A 14,652-nucleotide genomic window follows, 5' to 3' on the forward strand; every position below is an offset into this window, starting at 1 on the left:
TGACAGATCTGCACTAAATCTTGACAAAAGCTACATATTTTATTGACCAATCATGACAAACCAGATGTCAATTCAGCCAACTCCATATCTAATCTGGCTTACTCCACTATAGCCAAAGCTTTTTTTGAAATCTCGGAGCGCACTGCTTTCTGCTCAACCCACTTTGCGGGGAAATATTGTTCAACGATATAATTGACTCGTTTTGAAATAAAAGACGGTAACTGCACCCCTAAAGGGTTATCTTCTTTCAAATCTGGCGTTGAAATGACACGTGTTCCTAAAATGTAATCAAACCAAGGCTTAGTGACACACCAATTTGCATCTTGATTGGCATTCATATGGTGGTCATAGTGCCAAGGAATTTTCTTTTTTGCCCAATGAGGTTCGAGGTGAGCTCTGCGATGCGTGTAGTAGTAGTTACAAGCACTATAAAACACGGATAAACTCATGCCTTTCGAGATTGGATAAAATGCTGTTCCAAATACAGCAGCAACAATTCCCAATGATACGATTTCATTTTTTGTTCGCCAATTTGAGATTCCCTCTACATAACCCTCATCATGGAAATCTTGTGTTCTAACTTCACGGTGATGTGCCCAATGAGATTCCATATTTTTAGGCACAGGACTAAACCTCGCTTTACCCGGACGGTGTACACCATGTAGAACATATTTATGCGCGACCCATTCAAATCCATTGGCAATGATTAAGCCTGCAACAAAACCTTTAATCATGTTCAAAATCCCTGTTTCTTTTCTTTCAATATATCTAACTCAAGCTCTCAACCATTGACGCAAGATAAAATTTTCATTGACAAATCACGACATATTTTTCAATGTCGTATGGTAGAAAAAGCGCTTGTATGGCACTGTAAAAACAGGCTTAATAACTCATCGTGATTTCAATTGATAAAACAAGAAAAGTATTAATCACATGCAGCAGATAAAGGATTATTCAGGCTCGGTTCATGGTGGACTTGGACATCTCTTACATAATTATTGTGAAGAGAGCGGTCTCCCTATTTCTGCAAAATTGGCAAGTATTCAGCAAGCCGAACGCTTTGACTTTAGCATTTGGCGTGAAATATTAAATGAAATTTATGAAGTACACCCACAACCTGCGTTAGGGTTAGAAATTGCTCAATGGGTCAAACCGCAACATTTAGGCATTATCGCGTATATCGCTTTATCATGCGATAACCTAGCAGAAGCACTCACCCGTTATCATGAATATCATCGTTTAATTTATGATGGTACACCTCTCGCCGTTGATCTGGAGCAAGGCGTATTTAGCGTACGTTGGGAAGATTTGCCAATGCATTTGTCGACACAAATCACGGATGAAATTGCGATGGCATTATTGGTTGAATTTCTAAAACGTTATGCGGGTATTGAGCATTTACATATTCAAGAAATTCACTTTCGCTTTCCAGCACCAAAAAATATTGCGATTTATGAGCGTTTTTTTCAGAGCAAAGTAAAATTCTCTCAGCCTCATGTCAAGCTTACTTTTCCAAGCCAGCTCCTACAAGCACCGATTAAACAAGCTGATCAAACTTTACAAAAACTCCTGATGCAACAAGCTCAAGATTTGTTAAGTCGACTCCCCAACAACACACAAATCGATGAGCGGTTACAGCAAGCCATTCTGATTGGAATACAGAGACACAATTATCAAATTCAAACTGTCGCAGAACAAGTGGGAATGTCCGTCAGACAACTTCAGCGCCATTTACAAAATCAAGGTGATACCTATCAGCAGCGTGTTCAAGAAGTCCGCAAACTTCTAGCGATTCAATATCTACAAGATCCTTATCTCAGCTTACATGAGATTTCGTTATTGCTCAGTTATTCTGAACAAAGTGCATTCCAACGCGCATTTCGTCAGTGGATGAAGATGACACCCCAACAGTGGCGTATTCAACATCATATTCGCACTTGATGATTGTGAATTTAAGTCTTCAGTCTAAAGATGATTGATGAATCACAAGAAAGGATTTTCTATTTCATTCTCAGCCGTCGTTTCTATTTTTTCTGCTAAATTTTTTTGATCTTCTAAGTAGATGACCATTGCATCTAAATATTGTTTTAACGCTTTCGCAGCGGCTAAACCGGCTTGATCTTTGGTGATTTGCAAGTTGCCATAAATACTCACACGATCAAGATCATTTTCAAGCGTCAGATCATGTATCGAATGTGACTCAGTCCCATTTTCAAAAGGCTTAAACATGGCAAATCTCTTTATGTTTATAAATATCAATCCCTGAAGATAAATGAATCTTCAGGGCAAATTCGAGCTTTTTTATTTAAGGATTTGTAATAAATATTGCAACAACGCTTGAACCAACTCTTTCACGATTGCATCTTGTGCTTGTTCATCGATCTTAGCCTCTTGATTCGTTACGGTTGTATTGACAGGTACGCTTTGACTACTAAACTCTTTTTGCAGCGCTTTGAGTTGATCTGTTGAGATATCAACTGCACATTGGCTTTCGGCATCCCAGTGCGAATACTCTATCGCTTGTTGAGCTTTGACCTGATTGGCTTTTAATGGCAATTTATAAGTATTACGCTTTTGCTCAGATGTAAGTTGAGGAAACAGATTCATGCCAAGCACTTCTTCTAACTGGCATACACTGACCACTTGCATCTGTAGTGAATTATTATTTGGAGCGTAATATGCGCCAATAGCACCTGTTTTAGGTATATATACGGCTTTAAACACCGCTGTTGGAACAATAACACCGCGTCCAATGGTTTTCAGTTTTTTGCCACTATATACAGGCCCGGTAATCACATACACATCATGTTTCTGCTTCGTAACGATTGCACGTGTCGCTTCCTCAATTTCTCGCCAGATTTGTTGGTTATTCTGCGGAGCTTGAGGAACCATATTGGCTAAAGAAAAACTGTCGTACTGTGCAGCTTTATTTGGCATATCAGCATTTGGAGCCATATGACCACGGTCATATCCCGACCCACGATAATCTGATAATAATGCTCGATGCTTTTCTGCTACACGAGTCTCCTCATGGAAACTGTCTTCTCTTTTTATTTTTTGGCTCAGCCGATCTGGATTCAGATATTCAGCTACCCATAATGGTGTTTTTGAGACACCAGAATACATAGTGGTGAATCCATTAAAGCATAATGGGTAGCGATCTTTATTTAAGCTCTCTTTGATTAAATAAGGTGGCTCTTGGCGATAAAATTGATTTAGACAAGCTGTATTATTAACCGAACCTGAAAATGGCAGATATGAAGACAACTTTTCTTGACCGAAAGCAATTGCAAAGCTTCCTGCTGCAACAATACCTAATACAGCTTTTACCACAATATTATTCAAACTCAGATTACCTATTCATTCCGTGTTCAACTTCTGGCCCAATGCGTGGGCTTTATTCAAAACCGGCCACAGCTTAACAAGCTATGAATTTGAAGTACATCAAGTGAATTTTCAAGTGAATAAAGGATCTTCGCATTCCGTTCAAATATCACTCAAAATAAGTAACAAATTGTTGTTTTTATAGAATAGTTTTTTAATACTCTTTAAGGTTTTACGTGTATTTGATTGAATTACATCAATTACTTGTGAGATGGTATAAAAGTTATTTAGTAAATTAAAAGAATTGAAAGTGAGGACACTATGAAATTAGCACATACTTCTTTGACAGCATTAGTAATGGGTTTATCTTTGGCAAGTGCAAGTGCATTTGCTGAGCCACCAGTTCAAGCTGGCGAAACTTTGGAAAGCCTTTCTAAAGCTAAAGTCGTAACAACAGTGAATGGTCAGCCTGGTACTTTACAAGAAGTATTAGCTAATGGTCAGATGAAAGTTATTTCTGAAGGTGCTACAACACAAGCGCCTGCTGATGCGAAAGCGCCTATTGGAAACTTACCACCTGCTGAAGCAGAAGAAACTGCTCCTCAAGCACAAACTGCAGTTCCAGCTCAACCTGAAGTAAATGCAACTGAAGAAGCGCCTGTAGAAGCACCAGCGGCTGAGTAAGGTATTAGGCTTAATAAAAAACCGCCTTTGAGGCGGTTTTTTATATCCAAAATTTTAGCAAACGCTTACTCAGATTTCGATCTGGCTTCCCATTTCGACCACGCGATTTGGTGGAATTAAATAGAAATCACTCACAGGACTGGTATTCCGCTGCATTGATATAAATAATTTTTCACGCCATGGCGCCATTCCTTCTCCCACGGTATGAATCAGACGATCACGTGAAATAAAGAAACTAATTTGCATCATATCAAATTCAAAATTTAACTGCTCATATGCCGCTTTCAGCGCGACTGGAATGTTGGGTTGGTCTTTAAACCCATAATATACAAAAATCCTAAAGAATCGATTATCCATCTTTTCTACACGAATTCTCTCAATATCAGGTACATAAGGTACATCTTTAGTAATGACCGTAATCATCATATTACGTTCGTGTAGAACCTTATTATGCTTAATATTGTGCAACATCGCATGTGGAACGATATTAGGTGTTCCTGTGAGGAAAATTGCATCCCCAGGAACGATCAGCGTTTCATCACTCATCTTGACACTTTGAATAAAGAGATCAATAGGTAACGCATCAGACTCAAGCTTATTGAGTACGATTTGACGGCCATCTTTCCACGTCATTAAAACGGTAAATACAATTGCACCAATCAAGATTGGCACCCATCCACCACCAACAATTTTTAAAGAAGTCGAAGCAACAAAAATGAGGTCGATGATCAATAAAGGCACAGCAAAAAGGGCTACTTTCCAAACAGGCCAGCGCCAAACGCCATAAGCTAAAATCGAAATTAAAATCGTACCGCACAGCATCGTCATGGTCACTGCTACACCGTAGGCACTGGCAAGATTCGCGCTATTTTCAAATAATAAAATGAGAATAATGACTGAAATAAATAATACCCAGTTGATGAACGGGACATAGATTTGTCCTTGTTCAACATCAGATGTATGTTGCACGGTTAAACGCGGTAAATAGCGCAATTGAATCGCTTGATTGACCATTGAGAATACGCCCGTAATCACCGCTTGAGACGCAATCACGGCAGCAGCGGTTGCAAGACCAATCATTGGAAATAAAGCCCAATCAGGGACTAACAGATAAAATGGGTTCTCAATTGCATTTGGATCTCGTAAAAGTAAAGCACCTTGACCCGCATAGTTAAAAACTAGACTTGGCAATACAATCACAAACCAAGCAAGCTTAATAGGCATACGACCAAAATGCCCCATATCTGCATATAGTGCTTCACCCCCCGTCATCGTTAAAATGACGGCACCCATCGTGAGGAATGCAACAAAAGGTTGGTTGATGATAAAGCCAAACGCCCAATGCGGACTGATCATTGCCAACACGAACGGTGTTTGCATAACACTCCATAAGCCTAATAGTCCAATAGATGCAAACCACAATAATGTGATTGGTCCAAAGAACTTACCCATGGTCGCCGTGCCGTGGCGCTGAATTAAAAACAGTGCTGTTAAAATACCGACGGCCAATGGTAATAACCATTGATTAAACATCGGAGTCGCAATACTTAAACCTTCAATCGCGGATAAAATAGAAATTGCTGGGGTAATAATACCATCACCAAAAAAAAGTGATGCACCGATAAAGCCCAAGGCAATCAGATAAATTTTGCGCTGATCTGCAATACGGGTTGAACGTAGATTTAAGGCAAGTAGCGACATAATACCGCCTTCACCATTGTTATCTGCCTTCATAATGACTGAGACATATTTAAAGCTGATGGTGAGCATCATGCACCAGAAAATGAGCGACAAAATGCCCAGAACGGTTGCCTCAGTAATTGCAATATGAGCCGTAAGGAAGCATTGACGCAATGCATACAGAGGACTGGTTCCAATGTCACCAAACACCACCCCTAATGCTGCCAATGTTACCGCAGGAAGTGCGGCTTTTTTTGCAGTGCTTTGCATATTTTAGTCTTCATGCATTCGACAGAATTTTTCGGCAATCATATCACTGGCTAAAAACTTTTTCTTTAAATCAATTGTTTCAACTTGGCATCTGCTTTTTTTTTAGTTATCATCGCACGCCTTGGTGAAGTGTCCGAGTGGCTGAAGGAGCACGCCTGGAAAGTGTGTATACGTTAATAGCGTATCGAGGGTTCGAATCCCTCTTTCACCGCCAGAATTTAAAAAACCGAATCTCATGATTCGGTTTTTTTTCGCCTAAAACTTCGCTTTTGGCACGTATCTCGCTTCATTTTACTGTCATCAACATCATGTTAAGTTAATGAAAACAATACTTAAGGAGCTGAACAACCTAACAACGTTATTCAAATAGATGATTTTTGCACACCTATAAAATAGAGAACCTGCTATTCCGGAGATAATATGAATAACAGCGCCAACTATGTAAAACAAATTAAAAACGCAAAACGTGGTGGCTACACACCCACTATCGCTAAAGATGTGAATAAACACAAAATTCAAAAAGCGCTAAGATTAATTGAGCAATGGAGAAAATTAGCACAAGAGTTAAAACCTCAAATGCAATTTGATATGGCTTATACTCTTGAAGAGTGTGCACAAGACCTTGATCGTATTCTAAAAAACAAATAGCTGATCCTATAAAATTCTCTCAAGATGCCTGTACACGCTACGACGGGCATCACTATAAAATGAGGAGAAAAGAAGATCAAAAATAAAGCAAAAACAATTCATCCTGCTCAATTTTAATTAATCGATTAATTTTTGACTTGCGTTTTAGTGAAAAAACGCTATTATTCTCTCCACGTTGCCGGCATAGCTCAGTTGGTAGAGCAACTGACTTGTAATCAGTAGGTCCACAGTTCGAATCCGTGTGCCGGCACCATTTTATACTTAGCCTCGCTTTTTAGTGAGGCTTTGTTGTTTTTGATGATTTATTTTTTACTTGCACTCACTTGTACATATCGCACGATCCCCTCTTGATAAAGTTTCGCACACAACTTTGCTGTCATCTTAATTTTTGCTAAATCTAAAACGTGATACGAATGAGCTTGGATGTTATTTTTAAAAATATCACTCTGAATATACGTTGCAAATCCTGCAAATACCTCGTGACTCAAATCTTGAATATGTATATCTCTAAAACCCGTTTGCACTAAGATTGATTGCATTTCATCGAATGAGTGCAAATGGTTCAGTTGAACGTCAGCTGCTTTTAATAATAATTTAACTTTCAATTGCGCTAGAGGACTCAAAGTATAGAACTTTGAATTCAAAGCAAGATAATGAAATGCTAAGCGTCCTTTTGAATTCAAAATACCATCTACAGAACGAAGAAATAAATTCAAATTACTGTGATAAGCAGCATCGATGCAAATTGCCGCATCAAATTTAAATTCAAATGATCTAGATTCTAAATTTAAAAATGTTCCCTGCGAGATCCGATTGACATGAGGTAAAAACTTACGCGTATGATTTACATAATATTTTTGTAATTCAATTCCTTCCAAGTATTCGATTTGAAATTTTTCTTTCCATAAAATTAAGCTAGCACCTTGCCCACAACCTAAATCAATTAATTTATCTTTTGAATTTAAATCGATAGATTGAGCAAGGGTTATTGCGAGTAACTCGCAGGCTTGTGGATAATTCAGCTGGTCAGTTTGCCATAGACCTAAATTACTCCAAGCACAATTACGGTGATCCCCCAATAAAGCTGCATTGATCGCATATTTATGTTGAGGTGCTTTCATCCATGCTTGGAGCTTCTTCATTCAATCCCTTAATATCCTAACTCTGGTGCAACTTGTACCTTAGGCTTTAAACCTAAAAATGGTAACGGCGCATCAAGTAATTTTGCTATATCCATTGCTGAAGTCACCGCTGACTCCAAAATTGGCAATCCATCACATGACCAAGAACCACAATAAAATACTTTGCGACCTTGTTGTTGGTGACGAGCACTCAACTCATGGGTTAGTGGTAAAGTATGACGATCTACAACAGCTCTAGTGAGCTTCACTTTATGTATTACTTTTTTAGGATCAATCTCAATTACTGGATTCCAAGTTTGAAAAACAGGAGATTTACCCACTAATGTTGGCTCAATCGAATTCAGCCAAACAGTGAAATGCTGTTTAGTAAATTTACGATCCATCATATAACTCAATACGCACCAATCTTTACGCTTCACAGGCATTACCACTGAATCAGTATGAATGACCAATTCACCATCAACAAACTTAAATTGTTTGAGAAGTGCAATATCATCCGCAAACTGTTCAGCATCTAAAAACTCATAAACTTTTGTTGTTGGTGTCGCGACAATCACGCGATCAAATAAGTCAGATTCACCTGCTTCATTTTCCACATAGACTAAATCACCCTGCTCTTGTACACGAGTAATGGGCTGCCCACTTCTTAAATCGATATCTTCCAGCAATTTATCAACGAAAGCTGGCGTCCCACCTTGAATTCGAAGGAGTGCATCTCCATCCGTCAGTTGGCGTAAGAAAATCAACAATGGTTTTGCTGGCCATTCACCAATGGTTTTTGCATCACATGTACAAATGGTAAATAGGACAGGCATGACTGCCCCATTCCAAAATACTTCTTCTATTTGGTTATATTTAACGAACTCATCTAAAGTGATATCTTGATTTTTAGATTTAAAAAACTGCTTCAATGCAGATCTAAGTTGTAACATCCCTTTCACTAAACGGATGCCATATTGCTTTAATCCTTTTCGATTGTTAATGATTGGAAAGTTGCCTATGCGTGAACGTGATGTTGTCAGCCAAGTATCGATTTTATCTTCAAATAACCAGCTACATGACATATAGGTACGTACTGGAAAAGTATTGAGACCCAAATGTGTGGCAAGACTCAATGTATTTTTCCAGAGCATTGGATTCATGACACGTAATGGCGAATCAATAATCCCACCTTCATACTCAAGACTATAACTATCCATACCACGCCCTGGAAGCGCCTCGAAAACTGTGATCTGGTGACCAGCATCCTTGAGAATTCTCGCAGTTGCCAACCCTGCCATACCACTTCCAATCACTGCAATTTTCAAAATTATGATCCAAGCATTAAAAATTTTTTTAATTATGCGATAGAACACTTTGAAACTTGCTATTAAAAACTTCCAGATTTTATTTGTTTTTGATTAATTTTTAATCAAATAAATTTACGTAAAATTCTTGCGACACTATTCGTCATACGCTAAATATTTAATACACTTGTATTTTTTAAGAAATCAAAAAATATGTTTAAAAACAAAATAGATATTTTCACCAATAATTTAATTTTTTAGTTTACAGCTTAAAAAAAATGCATTATCATTGCTTTGAAAATGAGAACTACATCACATTAATAAGAAGCACAAATAGAATGTGATCTAGAAAATAAATATAAATTACAGCGTATAAGGACCTCTGTTGTGTGGGATAGAGGTCCTTTATTTTTTTAAAATGATGATCACAAAAAAAGCGGAAATGATATTTCCGCTTTTGTCGTTCCAATTAACGTGCAATTTCACCAAATTTACCATTATTGAAATCATGAAAAGCTTGAATGATTTCTTCTTTGGTGTTCATGACGAATGGTCCATGCCCTTGAATTGGCTCATTTAGTGGCTCACCTGTAAGCACTAAAAATTGTGTATCTTTATATGCTTGCAATTGAATTGCTGCCTCACCATCACGAGCAAACATCACAATTGAACTGTCTAGAACTTTTTGAGTCCCATTAATTACGAGTTCACCATTCAACACTACAACCAATACATTGTGATCTACAGGAACATGTATGAATGTTTCATACTCAGCTTTAAGCTGACCATCCCACACATTTATTGGAGTAAATGTTTCAGCAGGACCATAATGACCACCAAACTCACCCGCAATTACACGGATGTGACCAGCACCATCATCCATGGTAATTGTTGGAATATCATGAGATGTGATCGCTTGATAACGTGGTTGAGTCATTTTATCTTTGGCTGGTAGATTGACCCAAAGCTGTGCCATTTCAAGAATTCCACCTTTTTGAGCAAATTCAGGAGAATGAAACTCTTCGTGAACCAATCCAGCCCCAGCAGTCATCCATTGCACATCTCCTGCCTCGATAACACCACCACCACCACTGGAATCCTTATGTGCCAAACCACCTTGGTAGGCGATAGTCACTGTTTCAAATCCGCGATGAGGATGTGAACCAACACCTAACTGACGTGTCGTTGGCTCAAAGTGATGTGGTGCACCATAATCTAATAACAAAAAAGGACTAAGTGCTTGACCTAAGCGATCATAAGAAAATAAGTTACGCACTGGCAGACCATCACCAACCCAATGTGTATGTTGGTTACGATAAACCCCAATTACTCTTTTCATCTTTTACTCCTATATTCGATAGGATGAACATGCGCTCATTTTAGACTTTGCACAGAAAATAAAAAGAGCTTTACTGCCACACAGATTCCTATTTTTATGATTATAATAATCTAAATTAATTCATATATGTGACTATTCACTGAAATTTGAAATTCATTATTACAATATTCCTATTAATAAGACTAATTATCCTAAAAATGGTCACAAATTTATCTCATTTTCAGTCTAATATAACTAGTGACTGAATACGAGTTCATTGATACGTATTCACACTTACTAACATCATAGAGGCTAATAATAATGGGCAAACCTTACGTTCGTTTAGATAAAGATAATGCAGTAGTGCTTTTAGTCGATCACCAAACAGGTCTTCTTTCTCTTGTACGTGATATCGATCCTGATAAGTTTAAAAACAATGTTTTAGCACTCGCAGCAGCAGCAAAATACTTTAACTTGCCGACAATTTTAACAACAAGTTTTGAAGATGGTCCTAATGGTCCACTCGTTCCAGAATTAGTTGAAATGTTCCCTGATGCTCCATATATCGCGCGTCCAGGTCAAATCAATGCTTGGGATAACGAAGATTTTGTAAATGCTGTTAAAGCGACAGGTAAAAAACAACTGATCATCGCTGGTGTTGTGACTGAAGTATGTGTTGCATTCCCTACACTTTCAGCTCTTGCTGAAGACTTTGATGTATTCGTGATTACTGATGCATCTGGTACATTCAACCAAATTACGCGCGATGCTGCATGGAACCGCATGTCTCAAGCAGGTGCTCAACTTATGACATGGTTTGGTGCTGCAGGTGAGTTACATCGTGACTGGCGTAATGATATCGAAGGTTTAGGTGCTTTATTCGGTGAGCATATTCCTGACTATAAAAACTTAATGGTTAGCTATGTAAAGAACACCACTAAAAAATAATATTTAATAAAAGCGACCTTTGGGTCGCTTTTTTTTACCATATTCAAAACCCAAGATGATTTCTTGAACGGCTTAGTTTAACCTATGCTTAAACTTTATCAGATCAGGCGTCGAGGTGAAAATTGCATTCATTTGATGACTATTACTATTTTTATTTGGTCGTTAAATACGGCGGTTTCAGTGCTGCTAGTGACGCGTCAAATATAACTAAATCAAAGCTTAGTCGACGTATTTTAGAACTCGAAGCAAAATTTAATGTCACACTCATTCAACGTTCTACTCGCCATTTCAAAGTAACGCCTTTAGGTCAAGAATTTTTTCAAGAATGTGAAAAAGTAATCAACCAAGTTGATTGCGCTCATAATGTTTTACTTAAACAGAAAAGTGAACCTCAGGGTCTAGTTAAAATTAGTTGCCCACCCGTAATGATGCGTTATCAAATTCGCTCTTTACTCAATGATTTTTTGAAGCGCTATCCACAAGTTCAAGTCGAGATGGAATTAACCAGCCGACGCGTAGATGTATTGCACGATGATATTGACTTGGCGATCAGAACTAATTTTTCTGCCAATGAAGACTCCACCATCGTGGTTCGTGATGTCATCAAAACCACTCATTGTTTAGTGGCAACCCCTGAGCTTTTACAGGGTCGCGTTTTAGAATATCCAACTGAAATCAATGATTTTCCAACAATTGTTTTAGGAACTCAAAAAACTCATTATCAATGGAATTTGCACCGAATTGAAGGGCATGATCTCATTGAAATTCCATTACAACCACGTATTAAAAGTAATGATTTGGCTGGTGTGTATTATTCAGTAATGGATGGATTAGGTATTGCAGATCTACCTTATCTTACAGTGCAAAAGGATTTGGCAGCAGGACGGCTTATACACATCTTGCCTGACTGGTGCTCAAATATAGGGACTGTGCAACTCGTTTATGCATCACGTAAAGGACAAAGACTCGTGATGGAAAAACTCATCGACCACTTGGTTGAAGGTTTACGGCAAGCAGCACAAAATCAAGAAGGTTATGCCTCTTAATAAAAAACCAGCACATCGTGCTGGTTCTTTACTTTTCAACTTAATTTAGATCTTACCAACAAGATCGATTGATGGTGCAAGTGTAGCATCACCTTCTTTCCATTTCGCAGGACATACTTCGCCTGGGTGAGCATGAACATATTGAGCCGCTTTCACTTTGCGAAGAAGTTCTTGAGCATCACGACCAATACCACCTGCATTAATCTCTACAATTTGAATTTTTCCTTCAGGATCAATTACAAATGTACCACGATCTGCCAAACCTTCAGATTCAATCAATACATCAAAGTTTTTAGACAATGTCCACGTTGGGTCACCAATAAGTGGATACTGAATTTTACCAATCACATCTGAAGTATCATGCCAAGCTTTATGTGTGAAATGAGTATCTGTAGATACACCATAAATTTCTACACCTAACTTTTGGAATTCAGCATAGTTATCAGCAAGATCGCCTAATTCTGTTGGACATACAAATGTAAAATCTGCAGGATAGAAAAAGACAACAGACCATTTACCTTTAAAATCTTGCTCAGAAACTTCAATGAACTCACCATTTTGATAAGCAGTTGCATTGAATTGTTTGACTTCAGTATTGATTAAACTCATGTGTTTTCCTCTATTTCTTTGTGAGAGTGTTGCTTCGTTGAAATAGAGAATACAAAATATGATTGGATTGGTAAAACCGAAAGTATTTATAAAAACAATCGAATTTCTAGATTTAAAAGTTAATATATTTCTTTAAGAGAATAAATTAAATATAAAACACTGATTATTTTTTTTAAAACTTATTTAATTGGTTTCAATTTTTTGAAAATAATACTTTTCTTTTTTCATCCCAAAGAGAAAGATCATTCACTCTGTATGACCATAAACGATTCGAGTAATATCCATTGGGTTTAACCTCACACTATGAAAGCTCACTGTTCGAGGCTTACGATTCACCATCTTTCCCCAGATCATTAATCAAACGCTGATCTATTTCTATAATCATTATAAGAAACGATTGAAAATCTTGCTGCTCTAGCTCATTAAACTTCCTCTTCTGCACTCACCTGATGATAAGATCGATTAAAATAGACAAGACTTTCCTCTTGCGAGCTTTGTTGAATGGCTACAACTCGGCAAATAAAAATACTGTGTGTGCCCACTCGTTGAATTTGCTCAATCTCACAATCAAAACTGACTAAAGCATCCTTTAAGACCGGGCAACCTGTTTTCAATTTACCCCATTGGGCTAATCCAAAACGTTGTTCTGCACTCAATTGACTCGATGCAAAAGCATTTGAAAGAGACTCATGTTGAGAACTGAGCACATTGACAGATAAAACTTTGTTCTCAATAAAATACTGATGAGATCGGGATGATTGATTCATACACACCAAAAGCGTAGCAGGTGAATCAGTAACGCTACATACAGCAGAAGCCGTGAAACCATGCTGTCCTGTTTCACCAGCTGTTGTAATAATATTGACTGCAGTGGTTAATAAAGACATTGCGTTTCTGTAGTCTGAAGCTTCAACCATTTTTCTCTTCTCAAATATAAATTGCTAAACTCGTGCGAACCTAGGATATAGGTGATTGCACAGATGATCCATCTTGAATGTAGAAAATAAACTCAGCTAAAGCACTAACTTCTTAGTTTAAGATCGCTGAACCCATACTTAAGGCTTCAAGTTTGTCACGTCCCACGTGACGAGACAGTGGTATCATTCCACAGTGGGTTGAAGGGTATAGCTTATCAGCATCGACAAATTGCAAAACTTTACGCAAAGTGTTCACCATTTCGTCAAGTGTTTCAATTTGATTGGTTGCTACATCGATTACACCGATCATGACTTTCTTCCACGAATCAGTTCAATAAGATCCATGGATATATGTGAGTTTTGCACTCTAAAGAAATGATACCCCAACTTAGATTTTTGTAGTATCGGGAGTGACGTTTCAAAAGGACACCGTTCATTACTCAAAGTTTGTTTCCCATTTTTATTATCTTTCATAGAATTACTTTTACAAATATGTATGGCGGTTTCACATTTCAAATTTTCAAGCGCTAGCTCAAGAATAGCAATTCTCTAGACAAATCAAAATTAACTTTGTATCAAATTACTCAAGGTCATCAATAGAAATAAATCAAGTAGCGATCTAACGTCGCTCGAATTACGAGTCTAAAAGCTCTATGATGAACTGTGCTCAGATTATTCACGGTATATTTACTTAAGACCAATCAAAATAATTCGATCAATAAACCTATCATGACTACCTAAAAAAAGAGCCTAGATAGTGAATCTAGGCTTCTCTTATTT

14 protein-coding genes, 2 tRNA genes and 1 pseudogene are annotated in these 14,652 nt (G+C 37.8%); 7 read left to right on the forward strand and 10 right to left on the reverse strand.

What is annotated here, in order from left to right; translation table 11 throughout:
• Window positions 1-98: 98 nt before the first annotated feature.
• A complete protein-coding gene (locus AC1M9E_RS13260) occupies window positions 99-734 on the reverse strand; it encodes a sterol desaturase family protein (RefSeq protein ID WP_481607230.1) in 636 nt (211 codons plus the stop codon).
• 199 nt (window positions 735-933) lie between these two features.
• Here AC1M9E_RS13260 and AC1M9E_RS13265 point away from each other — a divergent pair, with 199 nt between their 5' ends.
• The gene (locus AC1M9E_RS13265) at window positions 934-1,941 is read left to right on the forward strand and encodes an AraC family transcriptional regulator (RefSeq protein WP_035267577.1); all 1,008 of its coding nucleotides are present in this window, start codon (window positions 934-936) and stop codon (window positions 1,939-1,941) included.
• 42 nt (window positions 1,942-1,983) lie between these two features.
• On the opposite strand, the gene AC1M9E_RS13270 is transcribed toward AC1M9E_RS13265, so the two are convergent.
• Together AC1M9E_RS13270 and AC1M9E_RS13275 are read right to left on the reverse strand one after the other, a co-directional pair.
• Complete coding sequence (locus tag AC1M9E_RS13270) at window positions 1,984-2,229, reverse strand: hypothetical protein (protein ID WP_179999072.1); 246 nt, start codon at window positions 2,227-2,229, stop codon at window positions 1,984-1,986.
• A gap of 72 nt (window positions 2,230-2,301) precedes the next feature.
• Complete coding sequence (locus tag AC1M9E_RS13275; protein WP_481591881.1) at window positions 2,302-3,345, reverse strand: DNA/RNA non-specific endonuclease; 1,044 nt, start codon at window positions 3,343-3,345, stop codon at window positions 2,302-2,304.
• A gap of 300 nt (window positions 3,346-3,645) precedes the next feature.
• On the opposite strand from AC1M9E_RS13275, the gene AC1M9E_RS13280 reads away from it, so the two are divergent.
• Entirely contained in the window at window positions 3,646-4,008 is a 363-nt protein-coding gene (locus tag AC1M9E_RS13280) for a hypothetical protein (protein WP_228133254.1), read from the forward strand.
• Window positions 4,009-4,077: 69 nt separating this feature from the next.
• Here AC1M9E_RS13280 and AC1M9E_RS13285 read toward each other — a convergent pair whose 3' ends face one another.
• Window positions 4,078-5,958 (reverse strand): potassium transporter Kup, encoded by a 1,881-nt coding sequence (locus tag AC1M9E_RS13285; RefSeq protein WP_481607229.1) that lies wholly within the window; start codon window positions 5,956-5,958, stop codon window positions 4,078-4,080.
• 123 nt (window positions 5,959-6,081) lie between these two features.
• Between AC1M9E_RS13285 and AC1M9E_RS13290 the strand changes: the two genes are divergently transcribed.
• The 3 genes from AC1M9E_RS13290 (at window position 6,082) to AC1M9E_RS13300 (ending at window position 6,859) form a co-directional block, all read left to right on the forward strand.
• Window positions 6,082-6,172, forward strand: a tRNA-Ser gene (locus AC1M9E_RS13290).
• Window positions 6,173-6,378: 206 nt separating this feature from the next.
• Window positions 6,379-6,606, forward strand: a complete 228-nt coding sequence (locus AC1M9E_RS13295) for a hypothetical protein (RefSeq protein ID WP_035267585.1) — start codon at window positions 6,379-6,381, stop codon at window positions 6,604-6,606.
• A gap of 177 nt (window positions 6,607-6,783) precedes the next feature.
• Window positions 6,784-6,859: transfer RNA gene (locus AC1M9E_RS13300), tRNA-Thr, on the forward strand.
• Window positions 6,860-6,908: 49 nt separating this feature from the next.
• On the opposite strand, the gene AC1M9E_RS13305 is transcribed toward AC1M9E_RS13300, so the two are convergent.
• The 3 genes from AC1M9E_RS13305 to AC1M9E_RS13315 all read right to left on the reverse strand — a co-directional run bounded on the left by AC1M9E_RS13305 (window position 6,909) and on the right by AC1M9E_RS13315 (window position 10,373).
• Window positions 6,909-7,748: a methyltransferase domain-containing protein gene (locus tag AC1M9E_RS13305; protein WP_481607228.1), complete on the reverse strand. Its 840-nt coding sequence runs from the start codon at window positions 7,746-7,748 to the stop codon at window positions 6,909-6,911.
• Window positions 7,749-7,756: 8 nt separating this feature from the next.
• Window positions 7,757-9,055 carry an FAD-dependent oxidoreductase gene (locus AC1M9E_RS13310; RefSeq protein WP_481607227.1) on the reverse strand — a complete coding sequence of 433 codons (1,299 nt, stop codon included), beginning with the start codon at window positions 9,053-9,055 and terminating at the stop codon, window positions 7,757-7,759.
• Window positions 9,056-9,503: 448 nt separating this feature from the next.
• The gene (locus AC1M9E_RS13315; RefSeq protein WP_481607226.1) at window positions 9,504-10,373 is read right to left on the reverse strand and encodes a pirin family protein; all 870 of its coding nucleotides are present in this window, start codon (window positions 10,371-10,373) and stop codon (window positions 9,504-9,506) included.
• A gap of 300 nt (window positions 10,374-10,673) precedes the next feature.
• Here AC1M9E_RS13315 and ycaC point away from each other — a divergent pair, with 300 nt between their 5' ends.
• Window positions 10,674-11,300, forward strand: coding sequence for an isochorismate family cysteine hydrolase YcaC (gene ycaC / locus AC1M9E_RS13320; protein ID WP_035267592.1), 627 nt, complete (start codon window positions 10,674-10,676; stop codon window positions 11,298-11,300).
• 122 nt (window positions 11,301-11,422) lie between these two features.
• Entirely contained in the window at window positions 11,423-12,346 is a 924-nt protein-coding gene (locus AC1M9E_RS13325; RefSeq protein ID WP_092766475.1) for a LysR substrate-binding domain-containing protein, read from the forward strand.
• Window positions 12,347-12,391: 45 nt separating this feature from the next.
• On the opposite strand, the gene ahpC is transcribed toward AC1M9E_RS13325, so the two are convergent.
• The 3 genes and pseudogenes from ahpC to AC1M9E_RS13340 form a co-directional block, all read right to left on the reverse strand.
• Entirely contained in the window at window positions 12,392-12,955 is a 564-nt protein-coding gene (gene ahpC, locus AC1M9E_RS13330; protein WP_481607225.1) for an alkyl hydroperoxide reductase subunit C, read from the reverse strand.
• Window positions 12,956-13,377: 422 nt separating this feature from the next.
• On the reverse strand, window positions 13,378-13,872 hold the full coding sequence (locus AC1M9E_RS13335) for a flavin reductase family protein (protein WP_035267597.1): 495 nt from the start codon (window positions 13,870-13,872) through the stop codon (window positions 13,378-13,380).
• A gap of 112 nt (window positions 13,873-13,984) precedes the next feature.
• Window positions 13,985-14,418: pseudogene (locus tag AC1M9E_RS13340) on the reverse strand (uroporphyrinogen decarboxylase/cobalamine-independent methonine synthase family protein); the annotation flags it as partial.
• Between the last annotated feature and the right edge of the window lie 234 nt (window positions 14,419-14,652).

Source organism: Acinetobacter sp. 24-47-47 (genome assembly GCF_057737035.1).

Coding starts and splice junctions, on each gene's coding strand:
- AC1M9E_RS13260 (WP_481607230.1), bottom strand. CDS start 734: ATGATTAAAGGTTTTGTTGCAGGCTTAATCATTGCCAATGGATTTGAA.
- AC1M9E_RS13265 (WP_035267577.1), top strand. CDS start 934: ATGCAGCAGATAAAGGATTATTCAGGCTCGGTTCATGGTGGACTTGGA.
- AC1M9E_RS13270 (WP_179999072.1), bottom strand. CDS start 2,229: ATGTTTAAGCCTTTTGAAAATGGGACTGAGTCACATTCGATACATGAT.
- AC1M9E_RS13280 (WP_228133254.1), top strand. CDS start 3,646: ATGAAATTAGCACATACTTCTTTGACAGCATTAGTAATGGGTTTATCT.
- AC1M9E_RS13285 (WP_481607229.1), bottom strand. CDS start 5,958: ATGCAAAGCACTGCAAAAAAAGCCGCACTTCCTGCGGTAACATTGGCA.
- AC1M9E_RS13295 (WP_035267585.1), top strand. CDS start 6,379: ATGAATAACAGCGCCAACTATGTAAAACAAATTAAAAACGCAAAACGT.
- AC1M9E_RS13305 (WP_481607228.1), bottom strand. CDS start 7,748: ATGAAGAAGCTCCAAGCATGGATGAAAGCACCTCAACATAAATATGCG.
- AC1M9E_RS13315 (WP_481607226.1), bottom strand. CDS start 10,373: ATGAAAAGAGTAATTGGGGTTTATCGTAACCAACATACACATTGGGTT.
- ycaC (WP_035267592.1), top strand. CDS start 10,674: ATGGGCAAACCTTACGTTCGTTTAGATAAAGATAATGCAGTAGTGCTT.
- ahpC (WP_481607225.1), bottom strand. CDS start 12,955: ATGAGTTTAATCAATACTGAAGTCAAACAATTCAATGCAACTGCTTAT.
- AC1M9E_RS13335 (WP_035267597.1), bottom strand. CDS start 13,872: ATGGTTGAAGCTTCAGACTACAGAAACGCAATGTCTTTATTAACCACT.